This window comes from Paraburkholderia metrosideri (genome assembly GCF_904848625.1).
Classification (GTDB): Bacteria; Pseudomonadota; Gammaproteobacteria; order Burkholderiales; family Burkholderiaceae; genus Paraburkholderia; species Paraburkholderia metrosideri.
This window is the reverse complement of the sequence record NZ_CAJHCP010000016.1, coordinates 97289-118761: the sequence shown is the minus strand read 5'-3', so window position 1 is coordinate 118761 and position 21473 is coordinate 97289. Positions and strand designations below refer to the sequence as shown.

General features: G+C 62.3%; 20 protein-coding genes. 5 read left to right on the top strand and 15 right to left on the bottom strand.

Going from position 1 to position 21473, the window contains the following annotated elements; all coding sequences use genetic code 11:
• The 9 genes from LMG28727_RS29445 to LMG28727_RS29405 all read right to left on the bottom strand — a co-directional run bounded on the left by LMG28727_RS29445 (position 1) and on the right by LMG28727_RS29405 (position 10145).
• Positions 1-1098, bottom strand: a complete 1098-nt coding sequence (locus LMG28727_RS29445) for a DmpA family aminopeptidase (protein ID WP_201645852.1) — start codon at positions 1096-1098, stop codon at positions 1-3.
• Complete coding sequence (gene gsiD / locus LMG28727_RS29440) at positions 1095-2000, bottom strand: glutathione ABC transporter permease GsiD (protein ID WP_236592462.1); 906 nt, start codon at positions 1998-2000, stop codon at positions 1095-1097. The genes LMG28727_RS29445 and gsiD overlap by 4 nt, the downstream gene beginning before the upstream one ends.
• Before the next feature lie 7 nt (positions 2001-2007).
• The gene (gene gsiC / locus LMG28727_RS29435; protein ID WP_201645851.1) at positions 2008-2928 is read right to left on the bottom strand and encodes a glutathione ABC transporter permease GsiC; all 921 of its coding nucleotides are present in this window, start codon (positions 2926-2928) and stop codon (positions 2008-2010) included.
• A gap of 111 nt (positions 2929-3039) precedes the next feature.
• Positions 3040-4602, bottom strand: coding sequence for a glutathione ABC transporter substrate-binding protein GsiB (gene gsiB / locus LMG28727_RS29430; protein ID WP_201645850.1), 1563 nt, complete (start codon positions 4600-4602; stop codon positions 3040-3042).
• Positions 4603-4747: 145 nt separating this feature from the next.
• On the bottom strand, positions 4748-6670 hold the full coding sequence (locus LMG28727_RS29425; protein WP_201645849.1) for a dipeptide ABC transporter ATP-binding protein: 1923 nt from the start codon (positions 6668-6670) through the stop codon (positions 4748-4750).
• An 88-nt stretch (positions 6671-6758) separates the two neighbouring features.
• Positions 6759-7751, bottom strand: a complete 993-nt coding sequence (locus LMG28727_RS29420; RefSeq protein ID WP_201645848.1) for an isoaspartyl peptidase/L-asparaginase family protein — start codon at positions 7749-7751, stop codon at positions 6759-6761.
• Positions 7751-8725, bottom strand: a complete 975-nt coding sequence (locus LMG28727_RS29415) for a MurR/RpiR family transcriptional regulator (RefSeq protein ID WP_201645847.1) — start codon at positions 8723-8725, stop codon at positions 7751-7753. The genes LMG28727_RS29420 and LMG28727_RS29415 overlap by 1 nt, the downstream gene beginning before the upstream one ends.
• Positions 8722-8877, bottom strand: coding sequence for a hypothetical protein (locus LMG28727_RS29410; RefSeq protein ID WP_201645846.1), 156 nt, complete (start codon positions 8875-8877; stop codon positions 8722-8724). The genes LMG28727_RS29415 and LMG28727_RS29410 overlap by 4 nt, the downstream gene beginning before the upstream one ends.
• Before the next feature lie 2 nt (positions 8878-8879).
• Positions 8880-10145, bottom strand: a complete 1266-nt coding sequence (locus LMG28727_RS29405) for an MFS transporter (RefSeq protein ID WP_201645845.1) — start codon at positions 10143-10145, stop codon at positions 8880-8882.
• A gap of 92 nt (positions 10146-10237) precedes the next feature.
• On the opposite strand from LMG28727_RS29405, the gene LMG28727_RS29400 reads away from it, so the two are divergent.
• Both LMG28727_RS29400 and LMG28727_RS29395 read left to right on the top strand, forming a co-directional pair.
• Positions 10238-10948: a 16S rRNA pseudouridine(516) synthase gene (locus LMG28727_RS29400; RefSeq protein ID WP_201645844.1), complete on the top strand. Its 711-nt coding sequence runs from the start codon at positions 10238-10240 to the stop codon at positions 10946-10948.
• A gap of 179 nt (positions 10949-11127) precedes the next feature.
• Positions 11128-11316 (top strand): hypothetical protein, encoded by a 189-nt coding sequence (locus LMG28727_RS29395; RefSeq protein ID WP_201645843.1) that lies wholly within the window; start codon positions 11128-11130, stop codon positions 11314-11316.
• A 276-nt stretch (positions 11317-11592) separates the two neighbouring features.
• Here the strand turns inward: LMG28727_RS29395 and LMG28727_RS29390 are convergent, their stop codons facing one another.
• The gene (locus LMG28727_RS29390; RefSeq protein WP_201645842.1) at positions 11593-12645 is read right to left on the bottom strand and encodes a Rossmann-fold NAD(P)-binding domain-containing protein; all 1053 of its coding nucleotides are present in this window, start codon (positions 12643-12645) and stop codon (positions 11593-11595) included.
• Between the two features lie 118 nt (positions 12646-12763).
• Here LMG28727_RS29390 and LMG28727_RS29385 point away from each other — a divergent pair, with 118 nt between their 5' ends.
• The 3 genes from LMG28727_RS29385 (at position 12764) to LMG28727_RS29375 (ending at position 15858) form a co-directional block, all read left to right on the top strand.
• Positions 12764-13795, top strand: a complete 1032-nt coding sequence (locus LMG28727_RS29385; RefSeq protein ID WP_201645841.1) for a CDP-6-deoxy-delta-3,4-glucoseen reductase — start codon at positions 12764-12766, stop codon at positions 13793-13795.
• A gap of 372 nt (positions 13796-14167) precedes the next feature.
• A complete protein-coding gene (locus LMG28727_RS29380) occupies positions 14168-15352 on the top strand; it encodes an acetylornithine transaminase (protein WP_201645840.1) in 1185 nt (394 codons plus the stop codon).
• Positions 15353-15369: 17 nt separating this feature from the next.
• Positions 15370-15858 (top strand): GNAT family acetyltransferase, encoded by a 489-nt coding sequence (locus LMG28727_RS29375; protein ID WP_201645839.1) that lies wholly within the window; start codon positions 15370-15372, stop codon positions 15856-15858.
• Positions 15859-15943: 85 nt separating this feature from the next.
• On the opposite strand, the gene LMG28727_RS29370 is transcribed toward LMG28727_RS29375, so the two are convergent.
• The 5 genes from LMG28727_RS29370 to LMG28727_RS29350 all read right to left on the bottom strand — a co-directional run bounded on the left by LMG28727_RS29370 (position 15944) and on the right by LMG28727_RS29350 (position 21044).
• Positions 15944-16648 carry an ABC transporter ATP-binding protein gene (locus LMG28727_RS29370; protein WP_201645889.1) on the bottom strand — a complete coding sequence of 235 codons (705 nt, stop codon included), beginning with the start codon at positions 16646-16648 and terminating at the stop codon, positions 15944-15946.
• Positions 16649-16683: 35 nt separating this feature from the next.
• Positions 16684-17457: an ABC transporter ATP-binding protein gene (locus tag LMG28727_RS29365; protein ID WP_201645838.1), complete on the bottom strand. Its 774-nt coding sequence runs from the start codon at positions 17455-17457 to the stop codon at positions 16684-16686.
• Positions 17458-17475: 18 nt separating this feature from the next.
• A complete protein-coding gene (locus LMG28727_RS29360) occupies positions 17476-18645 on the bottom strand; it encodes a branched-chain amino acid ABC transporter permease (RefSeq protein WP_201645837.1) in 1170 nt (389 codons plus the stop codon).
• Positions 18646-18662: 17 nt separating this feature from the next.
• Positions 18663-19613 (bottom strand): branched-chain amino acid ABC transporter permease, encoded by a 951-nt coding sequence (locus LMG28727_RS29355; RefSeq protein ID WP_201645836.1) that lies wholly within the window; start codon positions 19611-19613, stop codon positions 18663-18665.
• 228 nt (positions 19614-19841) lie between these two features.
• On the bottom strand, positions 19842-21044 hold the full coding sequence (locus LMG28727_RS29350) for a branched-chain amino acid ABC transporter substrate-binding protein (RefSeq protein WP_201645835.1): 1203 nt from the start codon (positions 21042-21044) through the stop codon (positions 19842-19844).
• Positions 21045-21473 lie beyond the last annotated feature (429 nt).

Here is a 21473-nt window from a genome sequence, read left to right as displayed (position 1 = left end):
TTAGTGAATGGGCTTCAGCTTGAGGAGTTGAGCGAGGTCAGGGACGCTGTCGTGCAACGACAGACGCTGATGCCCGTCGCGACCTGTCACCGGGGTGGCGCTCCATAGCGCGTCGATAATCGCCTGTTCGACGCTGTCCGCGCATGCGCGGAACAGCGGATCGAGACGCGCGTCGGCGACGAGCGGTGGCAGCGTGATCGTGTCCGCGTCGTGCGGCACGCTGTAAGCCGTTGAAAACGCCAGCGCGAGATCGCCGCTGCCGTGACCATAGACCGAGCCGGTGCGCGCGAGACCCGCTGCGGCGCGCAACGAAAGACGCTTCAGTTGCCGGGAGTCGAGCGGCGCGTCGGTGGCGACGATCATGATGATCGAGCCTTGCTCGGGTTTTGCGCTGGCCTCGCTGGCAGCCGCCGCCTGTTTGGCTGCGCGTTCGGTCAGCACGCGGCCTAGCGGTGCACCGTCGAGCGTCAGCATCGGCAAGCGGCCGAAGTTCGCCAGCACGAGTGCGCCGACGGTGTAGTCGCGTCCGGTCACACGAACCACGCGCGACGCATTGCCAATGCCGCCCTTCAGATCGAAGCACGACATGCCGCGCCCCGCGCCGACCGATCCACTCACAACGTGTGCATTGGCAGCGTCGAATGCATCGACGAAATGCTGTTCGGTGACGGCAAGCGCCTGGATATCGTTCAGATACCCATCATTGCATTCGAACACCAGCGGGTTCACAGTCGACCACTCGCGCCCGATCTGCGGATTCGCGCTGATTGCCGCACGAATCTGCGCCTGTGCCATTGCACCGACACCGAACGTATTGGTCAACGCGATCGGCGTTTCCAACGTGCCGAGTTCTTCGACCTGCACGAGTCCGATACTCTTGCCGAACCCGTTGATCACCGACACCGCCGCCGGCACCTTATGCACAAACGGATCGTCACGATGCGGACGGATCACCGTGACGCCGGTTTGCAGCGCACCTTGATCAATCGTGCAATGACCGACAGTCACGCCGTCGACATCGGCAATCGTGCCGAGCGGTCCACTCGCCAGCGTGCCGATATGCGGTGCGGCTTCGCGCGCGTTCAGTGAAGTACTCATAGCCGGTCGAGCTTCGGATCGAGCGCATCGCGCAGGCCGTCGCCGAGCAGGTTGAACGCGAGCACCGTCAGGAAAATCGCGAGACTCGGAAACAGCGCGATATGCGGCGCAGTGACCATATCGGCGCGGGCTTCGTTGAGCATCGCGCCCCACTCAGGGGTGGGCGGTTGCGCACCGAGTCCGAGAAACGACAGGCTCGCCGCCGTGATGATCGACGTGCCGATACGCATCGTGAAGTACACCACCACCGACGAAATCGTCCCCGGCAGAATGTGTCGCACGATGATGGTCCAGTCCGACGCGCCAATACTGCGCGCCGCTTCGATATACGTGAGCTGCTTGAGCATCAGCGTATTGCCGCGCACGAGACGCGCAAACGCGGGGATGCTGAAAATTGCCACCGCGCAGATCACGTTGATCATGCCGTTGCCAAGAATCGCCACCACGCCAATCGCCAGCAGAATGCCGGGAAACGCGAACAGCACGTCGGCCACGCGCATCGTGATGCGGTCCCACCAGCCTTCGTAGTAACCGGCCAGCAGGCCGAAGAACGTGCCGATCACCGCGCCGATCGCGACCGATAAAAAGCCCGCTTCGAGCGAGATGCGCGAGCCCGCGAGAATGCGGCTGAAAATATCGCGCCCCAGCGAATCGACACCGAACCAGTGTGCAGCGGAGGGCCCAGCGTTCAGCGCGTCGTAGTCGAAGAAATTCTCCGGGTCGTACGGCACGATATGCGGCGCGGCAATCGCGACCACGATCAGCAGCAGCACGAAAATGCCGGCGCCGAGCGCCACGTGCTGGTTGCGGAATTTGCGCCAGAACTCGCTCCACGGGGTGCGGATTGCGCTTTCCACGATAGCGGCGCGCGCCGCATTCGCCTCGGTTGCAGAGATGCTCATGCGGGCCTCACTTGAAACGGATAGTCGGATTGATCACCGCGTACATCACGTCGACGATCAGATTGATGATGATGAATTCCAGCGAGAACAACAGCACCTCGGCCTGAATCACCGGATAGTCGCGCATGGCCACGGCATCGATCAGCAGGCGCCCCAGGCCCGGCCAGTTGAACACCACTTCGACCACGATCGAGCCGCCCAGCAGAAAGCCGAACTGCAAACCCATCATCGTGATGACGGGAATCATCGCGTTGCGCAGACAGTGTTTGACGATCACGAGCCGCTCGGGCACACCCTTGGCACGCGCGGTCCGCACGAAATCTTCATGCATCACTTCGACGAACGAGGCTCGCGTGAAGCGCGCCATCACCGCCGCGACGGCCGCGCCCAGCGTCAGCGACGGCAGCACGTAACTGCGCCACGAACCGTCACCGACAATCGGCAGCCAGCCTAGCTTCACCGAGAAAATCTCCATCAGCAGCATGCCGAGCGCAAACGCGGGAAACGAAATGCCCGATACCGCGAGCGTCATGCCGAGCCGGTCGGGCCAGCGGTTACGCCATACCGCCGAGACGATCCCGAGCGCCATGCCGATCACCACGGCCCACACCATGCTGGTGAGCGTGAGCAGCAGCGTCGGCATGAAGCGTTCGGCGATTTCCTGACTGACGGGCCGCTTGCTGCGCGTGGACGTACCGAAATCGCCGTGCGCGATACGCACGAAGAAGTTGACGAACTGCTGCGGCATCGGCTTGTCGAGACCGAGATCGGCGCGTACCAGCGCAACGGTTGCTTCGTCCGCTTCGGGACCGGCGGCCAGACGCGCCGGATCGCCCGGCAACAGATGCACGAACAGGAACACCAGCACGGCGACGATAAAGAGCGTCGGCAGCAGGCCAAAGAGACGTTTGACGAGGAAGTTCAGCATGAAACCCTATCCTGCAGTGATGCGGGTAACGAGGAATCGCGTGCGGCGGCGAGGCGGCGGCGCAGCCCGCTACGTTGATTCATCAACATGTCGGGCCGCAGGGGCAACGCATTACCTGATTGCGATTTCGTCGAAATTGAACGAGCCGTCCGGCGCAACGTACGCACCCGACAGACGCTTGCTGCGCGCGTACACGACCTTCTCCTTCACGAGGAAGATCCACGGCGCGTCGGTCCAGATGCGCTTTTGCGCGTCGGCGTAGAGCGCGGTCTTCTGCGTGCGGTCGGTGGTTTCGAGCGCCTGCTTCAGATCGCTGTCGACCGTATCGTTCCTGTAGTACGCGGTGTTGACCATCTTCGGCGGAAACGCTGAGGATGAGAGCAGCGGCGAGATCGCCCAGTCGGCCTCACCCGTCGACGACGACCAGCCGATGTAGTACATCCGCACCGGCGCCTTGGCCGGGTCCTGCGCGCTCTCCACCTTGGCGACGCGCTGACCCGCTTCGAGCGCTTCGACCTGTGCCTTCACGCCCACCTGCGCGAGTTGCTGCTGCACGAACTGGATCACCTTTTGCGCGGTCGAGTAGTTATACCCGGACCACAACGTCGTTTCGAAACCGTTCGGATAACCCGCTTCCTTCAGCAACGCGCGCGCCTTCGCCGGATCGTACGGCCACGGGCCGAGCTTCGTCGCGTAGTCCACGCCTTGCGGCACCACCCCTTCGGCCGGCGTCGCGTAACCGGAGAACGCAACCTTGATCAGCGCGTCCTTGTTCACCGCGTAGTTCAGCGCTTCACGCACCTTCGGGTTGTCGAACGGCTTCTGGTTCACGTTCAGGCTGATATAGCGCTGGACGATCGACGGCGCGGCGACCAGATCGACCTTCGGGTTCGCCTGCAATTGCGCGGCCTGTTCGTACGGCACCTGGAATGCGAAGTCCGCTTCGCCGGTGCTCATCAGCGCGGCGCGCGTGTTGTTGTCGACCACCGGCTTCCAGTCGATCGCGTCGATCTTCGGGTAGCCCTTCTTCCAGTAACCGGCGAACTTCTTCACTGTCAGGTCGCCCGCCGGATCCCACTTCACCAGTTCGAACGGACCCGTGCCGACCGGATGAAACGCAATGTCCTTGCCGTACTTCTTCAAGGCATCGGGTGAAATCATCACCGCCGACGGATGCGCGAGCACGTTGACGAATGCCGAGAACGGCGTCTTCAGCGTGACCTTCACCGTGTACGGATCGACCACTTCGGTCTTGTCGATGCGGCTGAACATGTTGTAGCGCTTGAGCTTGTTCGCCGGATCGGTCACGCGGTCGAAGTTTGCTTTCACGGCGGCTGCGTTGAAATCGGTGCCGTCCTGGAACTTCACGCCGTGGCGCAGCTTGAACGTATAGACGCGCGCGTCCGGGCTCGCTACGTAGCTGTCGGCCAGCACATTGACCAGCTTCATGTCCTTGTCGAAACCGAACAGCCCTTGATAGAACGACTTTGCCACGGCTTGCGACAGCGTGTCGTTCGCATCGTACGGATCGAGCGTCGTGAAGGTCGACGCGACGGCCATCACGGCCTGGGTTTCGGCGTGCGCCATATTGCCCGCGAGCATCGCGAACACTACCGCGCCGCCGCTAACCAGCGCGCGCAAACGAAACGGAGAAGACGGGACCAGCAGGTTCATGAGGTTGACTCCAGGCCGCGAAACAAATCAGGTTGAGAGGCTGCGAAAAAAAATCGTTTTGCTTTGGGTTTTTGCTTCGAGATGCTTCAAGGTGCTTCGAGGTGCTTCGAGATACTTCGGGTTGCTTCAAATGCGTCGGTCTGCTTCAGTAAGCACCGCCGACGCGATGCTGCGCGACGTAGTGATCCGGTCCCACCGCGACGAGCGGCGCGACGACCGGTTCGTCGTCCAGCGAGCGGATCGGACTCGGGATTTCATCGACGGCGAGTTGACGTTTTGCGTGACGGCGTGCCGGATCGGCCACCGGCACCGCGCCCATCAGCTTCCTCGTGTACGGATGCTGCGGCGCTTCGAACACTGCGCGCCGCGGCCCGATCTCGACGATCTGACCGAGATACATCACCGCCACGCGATGACTGACGCGCTCGACCACCGCCATATCGTGCGAAATGAACAGATACGCGACGCCGAGTTCGCGCTGCAGATCGAGCATCAGATTGACGATCTGCGCCTGCACGGAAACATCGAGCGCGGACACGGACTCATCGGCGATCACGACTTTCGGGTTCAACGCGAGCGCCCGCGCAATCGCGATCCGCTGCCGCTGACCGCCGGAGAATTCGTGCGGATAACGACGCGCCGCTTCGCGCGGCAAGCCGACCTTTTCGAGCAGCCATTCGACGCGGGCCTGCGCTTCTTCCCCTTGCGCGACGCCATGCACGAGCAACGGCTCCATGATCGAAAAGCCGACCGTCAGACGCGGATTCAGCGACGCGAACGGGTCTTGGAAAATAAACTGGATATCGCGGCGCAACGCCTGCAACGCGGGCCCCGTCAGCGAACTGATTTCGCGGCCGTTGAATTCGATCGAACCGCTCTGACTTTCAACCAGACGCAGCAATGAGCGGCCGGTGGTCGACTTACCGCACCCCGACTCGCCAACCAGCGCAAGCGTTTCGCCAGGACGCAGATCGAAGCTGACTTTTTCGACTGCATGCACGCGGCCCGTCACGCGACCGAACATGCCGCTTCTGACCGGAAAACGCGTGACCAGATCGCGCACGCGCAGAATCGGCGGCGTGCTGTGCAACACCAGCGGTTGCGCTTCTTTCGCCACCGCTGCGGCAGCACGCAACGCCTGATCTGCGGTGCCGAGCCTCGCCTGTTCGATGGTGAGAATCGGAAAGCGCGCCGGTTGATCGGTGCCCTGCATCGCGCCCAATCGCGGCACGGCCGCCAGCAGCGCCTTCGTATAAGGATGCGACGGCGCGGCGAACAACGCGTCCGACACGCCCTCTTCCACTTTCTCGCCGCGATACATCACGAGCACGCGATCCGCCACTTCGGCGACCACGCCCATGTCGTGCGTGATGAAGATCACGCCCATGTTCATCTCGTCCTGCAAGCCGCGAATCAGTTGCAGAATCTGCGCCTGGATCGTCACGTCGAGCGCGGTGGTCGGCTCATCGGCAATCAGCAGCGCGGGCTTGCACGACAGCGCCATCGCGATCATCACGCGTTGCCGCATGCCACCCGACAGTTGATGCGGAAAGCGCGCCGCCACCCGCCGCGCTTCGGGAATCCGCACGAGTTCCAGCAGACGCAGCGTTTCCGCATGCGCGGCGCTGCGGCTCTTGCCCTGATGCAGCGCGATCGCCTCGCTGATCTGATCGCCAACCGTGAAGACCGGATTGAGCGACGTCATCGGCTCCTGGAAGATCATCGCGATGTCGGCGCCGCGAATCGAGCGCATCGTGCCGTTCGACGCTTTCGCGAGATCGAGCACGTTGCCGTCGCGGCGCCGGAACATGACGCTGCCGCCGGCAAGGCGCCCACCGCCCTGCTCGATCAGCCGCATCAACGCGAGCGAAGTCACCGATTTGCCCGAACCCGATTCGCCGACGATCGCCAGCGTCTCGCCGCGCTCGACCGTCAGCGACAGATTGCGCACCGCGTTGAAGGTCGCGTCGCCGCCGCGAAACGCGACCGACAGATCGTCGACCGCGAGCACGCGTTGCGGCGGCAGGGTGTCGATAAGCGAATGGCTGGTGTGCGATGAATTAGGCACGGTGGTTCCTTGGAATACGGACGCGGCTAGCGTGAGCTCACGCGATGATTCATTCGGGCGAGGTTCGATCGGAATGCAGTCAGGCGGTTTAGCGATAGATCGCCGTCTCGGGCGCTTCGCTGAGCCGCGCGAAGCCGCGATACATGCCTTCGGTGTTGAACGGCAACGTGACGTTGCCGTGCGCGTCGACGGCGATCAGACCGCCGCGTCCGTTGATCTTTGGCAGGCGGTTCATCACCACGTCGTGCGCCGCCTCCTGCAACGACACCTGGCGATACGCCATTTGCGCGGCGACGTCGTACGCGGCGACCATGCGCATGAACATTTCGCCGGAGCCGGTCGTCGAGACGGCGCAGGTGGCGTCGTCCGCGTAGCAGCCTGCGCCGATCAGCGGTGTATCGCCGACCCGGCCGACCTGTTTGTTGGTCACGCCGCCGGTCGACGTCGCCGCCGCCAGGTGACCGTGGATGTCGAGCGCAACTGCGCCTACCGTGCCGAACTTGCGGTTCGGATCGATCGGCTCGTGCGGCGTGGGTTCGGCGCTTTTCAACGATGCGTCGGACGCGAGCGTCGCGCCATCATGATCGAGCATCGCGCGTTGCTGACCGCGCGCCAGCATCCACTGACGATGGCGCGCTTCGGTATCGAAATAAGCGGGATCGACGAATTCGAGTCCTTGTGCGGCGGCGAACGCTTCCGCGCCTTCGCCGGTGAACAGCACATGCTCGCTCTTTTCGAGCACGCTGCGCGCCGCGAGAATCGGATTGCGCACGCGGGTGACGCAGCAGACCGCGCCGGCATCGAGCGTGCTGCCGTCCATGATCGCCGCGTCGAGTTCGTGCGTGCCCGCTGCCGTGTACACCGCGCCGTGTCCCGCGTTGAACAGCGGACAGTCTTCGAGAAGACGAACCGCGACGCTGACCGCGTCGAGTGCGCTGCCGCCTTCGGCGAGCACGCGTTGAGCGGCGCTCAGCACCGCCTGCAACGCTGCGTGATAGTCGGCTTCGGCGCTAGCCGACATCGACGAGCGCAGGATCGTGCCTGCGCCGCCATGGATGGCAATGACTGCGTTGGAATTCATTATTTCTTTTGTGTCGTGCGAGTTTTACGGGGAGTAGTTTTTGTCGCGGCGGCCGTCGGCTTGTCGAGCGCATCGGCTGAGCCAGTTTGCGGATCGAATAGCCACGGCAGCACGAATTCGCTGACCTCGGCGGCCGCTTTCACCGAGCGTTTCGTGCGATACGCAACCGCATCGCACAACGCTTCGATCACGGCCAGCACGGCGGAATCCGCGTTCGCTGCGAGCCGCCGGTCCGCCCGGATATGCAGCGAGAGGCTCGCGAATTGAGCGAGCGGTGAATGCGGGCCGTCGGTGAGCGCCATCACGCGCGCGCCCCGGCTTGCTGCGCGACGCGCGAGTTCGATCGTGTCTTCGACATAACGCGGGAACGCGATGCCGATCACCAGATCGCCTTCGTTCGACGCAAACAGACGGCGCGCCGCGTGAGTCGGGCCACCCATCAACGCAAGCGACTGCACGTTGTCGTGATACGGCGTCAACCCATGCTCCATCAGACCGGCGAGAAACGCGCTCGCGCCATAGCCGAGCACGAACACGCGACGCGCCGCGATGATGGCTTCAACGGCGGCATCGGCAGCGGCGCGGTCGATCGCCGTGCGCGTCGCGTTCAGATTGCTGGCCGCCTGTTCCAGCGATGCGTCGACCAGATCGTCGCCGGGGGCGAGCGACTCCTGCGCACTGCGCAAGCGCTCGACTGGCGCGAGCGTCGCCTCGAAACCGCGCACCAGCGCCTCGCGAAACTGCGGGTAGCCGTCGAAACCAAGCGCCCGCGCAAAGCGATTCGCCGTCGCCACCGACGCGCCCACCACGTTCGCCAGTTCGTCGATCCGCATGGTCGCCGCACGGAACAGATTGGCCAGCACGTACTCGCCCATGCGCCGATGGATCGGCGTCAGCGTCGGCATCGCCTTCGCGATGTGCGCGGCGATGGCCTGTTCGGCGGGACTGGAAGCAGCAGACGAATGATGGTTCATGCGAGCGCGGCAGAGCCGTAGCGGTGGTCGAATGGAATGAAATTATATTTACATAAAAATTCGCTAGATAAAAATACATTTTCATTTCCAAGGGTTTTCACCTGGCGGCAAGCGGCGTGATGCTGGCTGCGCCAGGCCGCCTGAAAATCCATTTTCAGCAGGCTGCGGCGGCGCCGGGTTCGGGAATACGTTGAAGCCGTGCCGCCGGTGACGTGAAAATGATCAGCGCCTGCACGAGGAAGGCCACCGCTGCCGCGACCAGACAGGCATCGACACTCCAGCGTGCGCTGATCGCCGCGCCGAGCAACGCGCCTACCGGCCGCGCGCCGTAGGTGGCGGTGCTGATCAGCGCCGACACGCGGCCCATCATCCGTTCGGGGGTGATCGCCTGACGCAGCGTGGTCGAGCCGACCACCCACAGGATCGGACCCACGCCGAGCAGGAAGAAACTCGCGGTTGCGAGCCAGAACGACGGCGCGACGAGCGTTGCCACCATCACGAGCGACGCCAGCAAGCCACACGACGGCCCGATGATCAGCATGCGGCCAAATGCCAGCCGCCGCGCGATCGCGGGCGCGGCCAGCGCACCGCACACCATGCCGACGCCATAAGCACCGAGCGTCACGCCCACCGCCGACGCGGACAGCCCCAGCCGATGTACTGCGTACGGCACATACACCGCTTGCAGGATGAAGAAGCCGAGGTTGAAGAACACCGCCGTTGCGAGCATCGGCCGCAGCAGCGCGTCGCGCCACACGAAGCGCGTACCGTCGCGCAGTTCGAGCATGAAATGACGCCGTGGCGCGAGCGCACGCGACGGTTCATGCAGCCCCGCCAGCAACCCGACGGCCAGCGCCGACAGCGCCGCTGCGCAGCCATACGCCCAACCCGCGCCAATCCAGCCGACCAGCAAGCCACCGAGCGCCGGCCCCGCCGAATACGCGACACTGCGCGCCAGTTCGAGCCGGCCATTCGCGACCGCGAAGGCTTCGCGCGGCACGATGGAAGGCACCAGCGAAGGCGCCGCGACGTTGTAGGCCACGGTGCCGGTCGCGGCGATAAAGCCGAGCGCGGCGAGCATCGGCAGAGTCAGCGCATGGGCGATCACCAACAGCAGCACGCACAGCATCGCGAATACGCGCACGCTTTCGGCGAGCGTCATCAGCGTGCGGCGCGAGCGGCGGTCGGCCCATACGCCGAGCGGCAAAGAGAGCAACAGGAACGGCAGGGTTTGCGCGGTTTGCAAAAGGCCGGTGTCGCGCGCATCGGCGCCGAGCGCGAATACGGCGACGAGCGGCGCGGCGGCGAGGCTGATCTGCTCAGCGGATTGGGCGGCCAGATTCGACCATGCGAGCCGCTGGAACGCAGCAGACAAACGGACCGGGGATGAGGTGGACGTAGACGACGAAGTAACCTGCATGATTGAATTCCTGCGACGGGAGGGAGCGACCATCGTCGTCCGTCCGGCGTGACGGGGCGCCTCGCTTCTTGCGGTGTTATTCTTCGCTCGCCATGAATCTCGAAAGCCTCCTCTTCACTCAAGGTTTCGGCTCGCGACGTCAATGCCGCGCGCTCGTTGCCGACGCTCGCGTGAGCATCAGCGGCACGGTATGCACCGACGCCGACGCCGACTTCCCCGTCCTCGACGACACCTTCCGCTTCAACGTGGATGGCGTCGACTGGCCGTATCGCGAGCACGCTTATCTGCTGTTGAACAAGCCCGCCGGCTACGAATGTTCGCGCGATCCGCAACATCATCTGAGCGTGTTCAGCCTGCTGCCGCCGCAATTCGCGGAGCGCGGCGTGCAATGCGTGGGCCGGCTCGATCAGGACACCACCGGCCTGCTGCTGCTTTCCGACGACGGCAAATTCGTGCACCTGTTCACGTCGCCGAAACGCAAGGTGCCGAAGGTGTACGTCGCGACCACGCGTCATCCGCTCGACGACACGCAATTGCAGGCGCTGCGCGATGGCGTATTGCTGCACGGCGAAACCAAGGCGGTTGCGGCCGTCAACGCCGAAGCACGCGACGAGCGCACGCTGGCGCTCACCGTGATGGAAGGCAAATATCACCAGGTCAAACGGATGATCGCGGCCTCGGGCAACCGTTGCGAAGCGCTGCATCGCGAGCGGGTCGGCGGACTGGCGTTGCCGTCCACGCTGGCGCCCGGCGCATGGCAATGGCTCGACGAAAACGACCTCGGTTCTTTACGGAGCGGGTAAACCGGTAGGCGTGCGGCGGCATCTTCGCAACACCTTGATGTGACAGGAGAAGCTTGCTGGTGGCCGCTCTCCGGCCGTCTGCGCGATGCTGCGACTGCTGCTTTGCAACATGATTCTCCTTACAGGTCGCCCTATACTCATTTCACAAATGACTACAAAGGGTTTCAAGGAGGGGCGCCATGCACATCGACAGCACTGCCGCGATCTCGCAGGTGATGATTGCTTTTATTTGTCTTGGACTGCTGCTGGTCGGCGGACTGGCGGTCGTCATGCGGATACGGCACAAATACCATCCGAACCTGATCGGCGCGCTTATTGGCGGGATGCTGTGTTTCCTGCTGCTCGAATTCCTGCCGACGCTGACGTGAGTCTTAATTGGCGTTGGCGTTGGCGTTCGCGACGCCGTGCCGCCGTGAGGCCACTGCGTTGAAGCAGTGCGACGGGGCCACCCAATAACCGGGCCATGCTCGGGATGGCGGGTTTTTGCGGTGTTTTTTTTAGTGCTTTTGCTGTGTTTTTTGCCCGCCAGCTAGCGTTGCGCGTCCGCGCAGTTCAACGCGTTGAATCGCGGCAACCCTTCCATGCGGCCTTCGTCCGAAATCGATGCGCGACCAGCACGTCCAATACGGCTCGCGCGTCAGCCTTCACCCCTTCCCACTCACTCGCAAGAAATCCTCCACGCTCGGAAACCGCAATTGCACGCGCAATTCCTGTTTCAAGCGCCGGTTCACGAGCCGCCTCGATTCGCGCATGAACGACAGCAGGTTCGGATCGATCTGCTCTTCAGCCTGCGCGCGGGTGATGCGCGGCGGACGCGCGAGGCCGAAAGCATCGGCCACTTCATCGAAATACTCGCCCATTTTCAGCGACGAATCGTCGGACGCGTGAATCACGCGTGACGGTTTGCCGTGCGTGATGAGGCGCACGAGGATCGCGGCCAGGTCGTCGGCATGAATGTGATTGGTATAGACGTCGTCGGACTCGCTCAGCGCGGGCGTGCCCTTTTCGAGTCGCGCGAGCGGCAGACGGTTGCCCGCATAAATGCCGGGAATTCGCGCGATGCTGGCAATCACGCTGCCGTGAGCTGTCGCGCGCCGCAATTGCCGTTCTGCCGACACCCGCCGTTTGGCGCGTCCGTTGGCCGGCTGCACCGCACGCGTTTCGTCGATCCACGCGCCGCCGCAATCGCCATAGACGCCCGTCGTGCTCGCATAGACCAGCTTGACGGGTGCCTGCGAAGCGGCGGTCCGGTACCCCCTGTCGGGTACAATACCGGCTGTCTCAGATTCCGCCCACGAGGCGCGAAAGTGAGCACGAACGCGGCACGACTCGCGGCGCAGGCGCCCTACCGGCGTGATTGCGGAGGCCGACGAGGCCCGCAGCACACCGCCGCGGCGCGCGCCGAGCGTGGCGAGCAATGCGCGGGTACGGCTGTCGTCGTCGCCGGTTTTTTGCGGTGGCGCGAGGTGCAGCACCGTCGGCGCGAGGCCCGCGAGCCGTTTGAGGCTGCGGCGCACGTCGAGATCGCCAACCAGCGGTGTCACGCCTGCGGCGCGCAATTCGGCGCAGCGTCCGGCGTGGCTGGTCAGCGCAAAAATATGCGCGCGAGGCTGCAGCAAGGGCAGGCAACGCATGCCGACATCGCCGCAACCTACGATTAACACGCGCGGCCGGCGGAAGTTTCGTGTCGCTTTCATGGTGGACGCATTGTAGCCGTCAGGCGCGCCAGGTATCGGCGCCTCAGGTATCGCCCGATTGATGCGGCGGGTGCGATGCTCCTATAACGATTCCCGACTTTACGATTTCGAACACTCTATGGCATTTAACGTCACGCTCCGGCAAAGCGGCCGGCAGTTTCAGGTAGAACAGGACGAACCGCTGCTGAGCGCCGCGTTGCGCCAGGGCATCGGCCTGCCGTACGGCTGCAAGAACGGCGCCTGCGGTTCGTGCAAGGGCGCCGTGGTCAGCGGCGAAATCGAACAGCGCCCGCATTCGTCGTCGGCCTTGTCGAACGACGAAAAGACCCGTGGTCTCGCGCTGCTGTGCTGCGCGACCGCCTGCACCGATCTCGAAGTGGACATCCGCGAAGTGGCCGGTGTCGGCGACGTGCAGGTCAAGAAGCTGCCGTGCCGCGTGAACGCCATCGAGCGCAAGGCCGACGACGTGATCGTCGTGAAGCTGCAATTGCCCGCCAACGAACGTCTGCAATATCTGGCCGGCCAGTACCTCGAATTCATTCTGAAAGACGGCAAGCGTCGCAGCTATTCGATGGCGAACGCGCCGCATACCGAAGGCCCGATCGAACTGCACATCCGTCACATGCCGGGCGGCGCGTTCACCGATCACGTGTTCAACACGATGAAAGAGCGCGACATCCTGCGCTTCGAAGCACCGCTCGGCACGTTCTTCCTGCGTGAAGACTCCGACAAGCCGATCGTGCTGCTGGCGTCGGGCACGGGCTTCGCGCCGCTGAAGGCGATCGTCGAGCACGCGGTGTTCAAGAACCTGAATCGCCCGATGACGCTGTACTGGGGCGCGCGTCGCAAGAAAGACCTGTATCTGCTCGAACTCGCCGAACAATGGGCGCGTGAGATTCCGAACTTCAAGTTCGTGCCGGTGCTGTCGGAACCGGACGCGGGCGACGCGTGGACCGGCCGTGTCGGTTTCGTGCATCGCGCGGTGATCGAAGATCTGCCGGATCTGTCCGCGTATCAGGTGTATGCGTGCGGCGCACCGGTCATGGTCGAGTCGGCGCAACGCGATTTCACCCAGCATCACAAGCTGCCGGAAGACGAGTTCTACGCTGACTCGTTCACCAGCGCAGCCGATCTGGCAAACGCGGTTTAAGCGCGCTGATTGAACAAAAAACGGCCTGTTTGAAATACCCAACAGGCCGTTCGCGCATACCGTGTCAGCCTGACGACAGTCGCGTAAAAATCCGTTTTGCCGCGCTTCTGTGAAAATTCATGGTTTACACCGGCGCTTTTATTGTCGTATTCTTTCGCGCATGAACCGCATCCAGTCCGAACTCCGACGTCGCCGCTCGCCGCTCCCCTAGGGACGCCGCTGGCTTCGTCACGGATTCGCGCTACACAAGGCGCAAGCTGTTCGAATCATGAAAGCCACGGCATGCCGTGGCTTTTCTGTTTTTCCGGCCGTTGTTTGCTGCAAGGCCAATCCGTCATCTACCTTCACCCCCGTTGTCTGGAGCTTGCCGTCATGAATTTCAATGAGTATCCGATCGAGTCGCTGATGTACATCACGAACCGGCCCGAAATCGTTTTCACGCACGGCAAGGGCTCGTGGCTTTACGACAATACCGGCAAGCGATATCTGGACTTCATCCAGGGTTGGGCGGTCAACAGTCTCGGTCATTGCAACGACGGCATGATCGAAGCGCTGAACACGCAGGCGAAGCTGCTGCTGAACCCGTCGCCGGCCTTCTACAACGAGCCGATGGCGAAGCTCGCCGGCCTGCTCACGCAACACAGCTGCTTCGACAAGGTGTTCTTCGCGAACAGCGGCGCCGAAGCGAACGAAGGCGCAATCAAGCTCGCGCGCAAGTGGGGCAAAAAGTTCAAGGACGGCGCGTTCGAAATCATCACGTTCGATCACAGCTTCCACGGCCGCACGATCGCCACGATGTCGGCGAGCGGCAAGCCGGGCTGGGACACGATCTACGCACCGCAAGTGCCGGGTTTCCCGAAGGCGGATCTGAACGACATCGCGTCGGTTGAAAAGCTGATCAACGCGAAGACGGTTGCGGTGATGCTGGAACCGATTCAGGGCGAAGGCGGCGTGATTCCGGCGACGAAAGAATTCATGCAGCAACTGCGCGAACTGACGAAGAAGCACAACCTGCTGCTGATCGTCGACGAAGTGCAGAGCGGCTGCGGCCGTGCGGGTACCCTCTTCGCGTACGAGTTGTCGGGTATCGAGCCGGACATCATGACGCTCGGCAAGGGTATCGGCGGCGGCGTGCCGCTGGCAGCGTTGTTGTCGAAAGCGGAAGTCGCGGTGTTCGAAGCCGGCGATCAGGGCGGCACCTACAACGGCAATCCGTTGATGACCGCGGTCGGCTATTCGGTGATCTCGCAACTGACCGCACCGGGCTTCCTCGAAGGCGTGCGTGCGCGCGGCGAATACCTGCGCTCGAAGCTGCTGGAGTTGTCGGCGGAACGCGGCTTCAAGGGCGAGCGTGGCGAAGGCCTGCTGCGCGCGCTGCTGCTCGACAACGACAATGGTCCACTGATCGTCGAGAAGGCGCGCGACATGCAGCCCGACGGCCTGCTGCTGAACGCGGCGCGTCCGAACCTGCTGCGCTTCATGCCCGCGCTGAATGTGACGAACGAAGAGATCGACCAGATGATGACGATGCTGCGTTCGATCCTCGACTCGCTGTAATCAAACGGACCACGCCGATGACGACCAGCGCGACACTATCGATCCGCCGCTTCGACGCGAACGACACCGATGCCGTGATCGCGTTGTGGCAACAAGCGTTCCCCGAGTATCGGGACGTGACGCGGCCGCAGCGTAATCCGCATCTGTCGATTGCCAACAAGCTGGCGACGCAGCCGGAACTGTTCTTTGTCGCGGTGCTTGACGAGCGTATCGTCGGCACGGTGATGGGCGGATACGACGGACACCGGGGCTGGATGTATTCGCTCGCGGTCGATGAGTCGCTGCGTCGTCATGGCATTGGCACGCGTCTCATTGCGCATGTCGAGAAGGTGTTGACCGGGCTCGGATGCCCGAAGTTGAATTTGCAGATTTTGTCGGCAAAGACCGATCTGCGAGCGTTTTACGAGTCGCTCGGCTATCGTGCCGATCCGGTGATCAGTCTTGGCAAGCGCCTGGGTGAGCTGGCCGATCCCGTCACGGCAACAACGGTGGCAGCGGCGGGTTAAGAAATCGCCGCCGCTTGCCGCAATAGAAAAAGCCGCCTGCGTGTTGACACGCAGGCGGCTTTTTTCGTCGGTACGGGTACGCGGGCTATTCGCCCAGATACGCTGCACGCACCTTCGGATCATCCAGCATCTGCTTCGCGTCACCCGACATCGTGACCAGACCCGAGTCCATCACGTAGCCGCGATTCGCCGCCTGCAACGCCAGACGCGCGTTCTGCTCGACCAGCAGCACGGTCATCCCTTCAGCCGAAATCGCGCGCACCACTTCGAAGATCTTCTCGACCATGATCGGCGACAGACCCATCGACGGTTCGTCCAGCAGCAACAGCTTCGGACGCGAGATGATCGCGCGCGCCATCGCCAGCATCTGCTGCTCGCCACCCGACAGCGTGCCCGCGTATTGCGCAGCACGTTCCTTCAGACGCGGGAAAAAGCCGAACATCCGATCGACGTCCGCCTTGATGCCGTCCGTGTCGGTACGCAGATAAGCCCCCATCTGCATGTTCTCGACGATCGACATCCGCGCGAAGATGCCGCGGCCTTCCGGCACCATCGCCAGGCCTCTCTTCAGAAGCAGATGCGGCGGGATGCCCTTGATCGACTCGCCCATGTACTCGATGTCGCCGATCGTGTACGGCTTCAGACCCGTGATCGCCTTCATCGTCGTGGTCTTGCCCGCGCCGTTCGCGCCGATCAGCGTGACCAGTTCGCCCTGCTCCACTTGCAGGTCGATACCTTTCACGGCCTGAATGCCGCCGTAATTGACCTGCAGCCCCTTGATCTTGAGCATCGGGGTATTTGCGCTCGTTGCCATAGTCGCTGCCATTAATGAACTCCCGCGCCGAGGTAAGCCTCGATCACCTTCGGATCCTTCTGCACGTCTTGCGGCAGACCTTGTGCAATCACCTTGCCGTAGTCGAGCACCGTCATCTGGTTGCACAAACCCATCACGAGTTTCACGTCGTGTTCGATCAACAGAATCGTCTTGCCGTCGGAACGGATCTTGTCGAGCAGCTTGGTCAGCTCGACCTTTTCCGTTGCGTTCATGCCGGCAGCCGGTTCGTCGAGTGCGAGCAGCTTCGGATCCGTTGCCAGCGCGCGCGCAATTTCCAGACGACGCTGGTGGCCGTACGACAGATTGCGCGACGTGTAGTCCGCGTACTGCGCAATGCCGACGTAGTCCAGCAGTTCGATCGCGCGCTCCTTGATCTCGCGTTCTTCCTTGCGTTCGGACGGCGTCTGGAACACCGCGCCGATCAGGCCGTGCTTCGTGCGCACGTGACGGCCGACCATCACGTTTTCCAGCGCGGTCATGCCGCCGAACAGACGGATGTTCTGGAACGTCCGCGCAATCCCCGCTTGCGCGACTTGATAAACAGCGGTCGGCGTGTACGGCGTGCCGTCGAGTTTGAACTCGCCTGAATCCGGCGTGTACAGCCCGGTAATCACATTGAAGAAGGTCGTCTTGCCCGCGCCGTTCGGACCGATCAGCCCGTAAATCTGGCCGGATCTGATCTCAAGCCCAACGTCGGACAAAGCTTGCAAACCGCCGAAGCGTTTGTTGACGCCTTTCACCGAAAGTCGAATGTTGTCGCTCATGTTGTTGTCCCCGGTGAATTACGCCCGCACCGGCTTCTTGCCGCTGCGTTTCGACAGTTTCGCAATCTTGTCTTCATGCTTGGGCGACGGCCACAAGCCTTCCGAGCGATACAGCATGATCAGCACCATTGCGAGTGCGTAGACCAGCTGACGGATCACTTCCGTGTCGACGATTTCGTGGCCGAAGATCATGTTCTGCAGCGGACCCATCGTCGAGCGCAGGAATTCCGGCAACACCGCGAGCAGCACCGCGCCGAGAATCACGCCTGGAATGTGGCCCATACCGCCTAGCACCACGCAGGCCAGCACGACGATCGACTCAGGCAGCGTGAACGATTCCGGCGACACGAAGCCCTGGAACGAACCGAACATCGCGCCCGACAGACCGCCGAACGACGCGCCCATCGCGAACGCCAGCAGTTTCACGTTGCGGGTGTTGATGCCCATTGCCTTCGCAGCGATTTCGTCTTCGCGGATCGCCGCCCATGCACGGCCGATACGCGAGTGCTGCAAACGCGTACACACCCAGATCACGAGCAATGCGCCGATCACAAACAGGTAGTAGTACGAGTACACCGTTGGAAACTGGAAGCCGAACAGCGAGTGCGTTTGCGCGAGGCTGAAGTCGCCCACGTGCACCGGGTCAATCGCGGTGATCCCCTTCGGGCCGTTGGTGATGTTCACCGGACGGTCGAGGTTGTTCAGGAAAATCCGCACGATTTCCCCGAAGCCCAACGTCACGATGGCGAGGTAGTCGCCTCGCAGACGCAGCGTCGGTGCGCCGAGCAGCACGCCGAACAGCGCGGCAACCGCCATCGCGCACGGCACGATGATCAGGAACGGCACGTGCAGCCCATTCGGCGCGAGATGCGCGATCCACTCGAACTGCGACGACAGGTGCGGCGAGCTCAGCAGCGCTGACGTGTAAGCGCCGACCGCGTAGAACGCGATGTAGCCCAAATCGAGCAGGCCGGCGAAGCCGACCACCACGTTCAGGCCGAGCGCGAGCATCACGTACAGCATCGCGAAGTCGAGCACGCGAACCCAGTAATTGCCACCGGCCGTGCCGATGATCATCGGCGCCGCGATCACGAAGAACGCGGTGATGATGCCGACGGTCCAGGTCTTCGTGCGGTTCTTTTCAGGGATGAGCGTCGTGGACGGCTCGATCGGTTGAATTGAGGTCATCTTTTTTTCTCCCTGGATCAGGCGCGATCCGCAACACGTTCGCCGAGCAGGCCCGACGGACGGAACACCAGCACGATGATCAGCACGATGAACGCAAACACGTCCTGATAGTTACTGCCGAACACACCGCCAGTCAGATTGCCGATGTAACCCGCGCCCAACTGTTCGATCAGGCCGAGCAGCACGCCGCCCACCATCGCGCCGCCGAGATTGCCGATGCCGCCGAGCACTGCCGCGGTAAAGGCCTTCAGGCCGGGGATGAAACCCATATAGAAGTGAGCGTTGCCGTATTCGGACGCGATCATCACGCCGGCGAGAGCGGCGAGCGCCGAGCCGATCATGAAGGTGGCCGAGATCACGAAGTTCGGGTTCACGCCCATCAGCGACGCGTTGCCCGGGTTCTCGGCGATGGCGCGCATCGCACGGCCGAGCTTGGTCTTGTGCACCAGCAGCAGCAGGCCGCCCATCACGAGGAACGCAACCACGATGATGACGATTTCAGTCACCGAGATCACTGCGCCAGGCGTCGTGTCGGTGGCCTTGATCACGTTCAGCGGATCGGTCGGCAGCAACTGGGGGAACGGCAGCGGGTTGCGCGACCAGATCATCATGGCCAGCGTCTGCAGCAGGATCGACACACCGATCGCGGTAATCAGCGGCGCGAGACGCGGCGCTTTACGCAACGGCCGGTAGGCCACGCGCTCGATCGTATAGCCGACCGCCGCGCACACAACCGCCGCGATGATCAGCGCAATGATCAGCGTCGGCACGTTGCCGAGGCCGGGGAAGTGATTCTGCAGCACGCCTATGGCTGAGAGCGCGACCATCGCGCCCACCATCAACACGTCGCCGTGAGCGAAGTTGATGATGCCCAAGATGCCGTAAACCATCGTATAGCCCAGTGCGATGATGGCATAAACGCTGCCAAGCACCAGTCCGTTTAGGATCTGCTGGATGAAGATATCCATTTAATGCTCCTTAGCCCGTGCGACTGGATTCGCGTTCTTCATCAGCCGGTGGGCGGTGATGCTGCACGGAAACTCAATGGCACTGCGGGTACTGATGTAAAAGACCGGTAAGGGTTATCCGCTGCCGGTTTGCCCTGCAACCGTGATGCGGTTGCCAGCTCGCCTTAAGCGGATGCAAAAACGGCACCGTTGGGTGGTTTCGGTGCCGTCAGGCTGAACGTCCCGTCATCACATCTTCACCACGTCGAGAACGGATTTCTTGCCGTCCTTGAAGTCGTAAAGCGTAATGGCGCCCTCTTTCAAATCACCCTTGTCGTCGAACGCGATGTGACCGATTACCCCGTTGTAGTCGGTCGACGGCATCGCAGCCAGCACCTTGGGCGCCTCGATCGAATTAGCGCGCTTCATTGCATCGACGATCACGTACACAGCGTCATACGTGAACGGCGCGTAAATCTGCACCGGCGTGTGGAAACGGTCCTCGTACTTCTGCTCGAAGTCCGCTCCCTTGTCCATTTTCGAAAGCGCGAGTCCTGCTTCCGAACAGACCAGGTTTTGCACGGCGGTTCCCGCCAGCTCACCCACCTTGTCGGTACACACGCCGTCGCCGCCAAGGATTTTTGCCCTGATACCGAGCGCCGCCGCCTGTTTGGTGAACGGCCCGCCCGTCGCGTCCATGCCGCCGAACATGATCACGTCCGGCCGAACACTCTTGATCTTCGTGAGGATGGCCCGGAAATCCGTGGCCTTGTCGTTCGTCGCCTCCCGTGCGACGACCTTCGCCCCGCTCGCTTCTACGGTCTTCGCGAATTCATCCGCGAGCCCCTTACCGTAGGCGGTTGCATCGTCGACGATCGCGATGCGTTTGGCGCCCAGCGCCTTCGTGGCGTAATTGGCGAGCGCCGGCCCCTGTTGTGCGTCGGTCGCGACGACCCGGTAGGTCGTCTTGAACCCCTGTTGTGTATACGCAGGGTTGGTCGACGACGGCGAGATCTGCACGATGCTCGCATCGCTATAAATCTTCGACGCCGGGATCGATACGCCCGAGTTCAGATGCCCGACTACCGCGACCACGTGATCGTCAACGAGCTTCTGCGCGACCGCGGTGCCCGTTTTCGGGTCTGCCGCGTCGTCTTGCGCATCGAGCTCAAGCTGGATCTTGTGGCCGTCGATCGTCAAACCCTGTTTGTTGATTTCCTCGACCGCGAGACGCGCGCCGTTTTCATTGTCTTTCCCCAGATGGGCGATACCGCCCGTCAAAGGGGCCGCATGACCAATCCTGACGACGGTCGCTTCTTCAGTTGCCGGCGCCGATGCCACCACAGCCGCCGATGCTCCCGCTCCCGCCTCACCATCCTGTTTCTTGCCGCACGCGGTCAACATCGCAACCGCGGCCGCGATGGACACAGCGTAAGCAAACTTGACTCGCATTAAGTAGGTCTCCCGCGCCTTGCAAAATCCATTGTTCGGGACCTTAAGGCCTTGAGAACGCGCGCATTGTAACTCCAATTTTGCGATGGGCAATATTGTTGAAACGACAGGGTTTTCCTGCATTGCAACCTTATTTTGGAAGCTTATTTCCCAAATAGGCGCAACCCGGTTGCGACTATTTTTCGTGCATCAGTTGCACCACCGTTGAACCCAGTCGCATCAAGTGTTGCAGCGAATTGGCGCAACAGCCGATTGCACCGCGCTTTGCGTTAAGTATTACGTTTCCATACTAATCAAAGCCTGCGCACTATTTTAGTGCGTCAAAAATCACTGCAACTCATTTAGTCGCCATAAAACGGGGACCGATCAATGGAAATTTGATAAAAAATTGAATGCCGGTTCAAAATAATTTGTGCGCAAGGACACTCA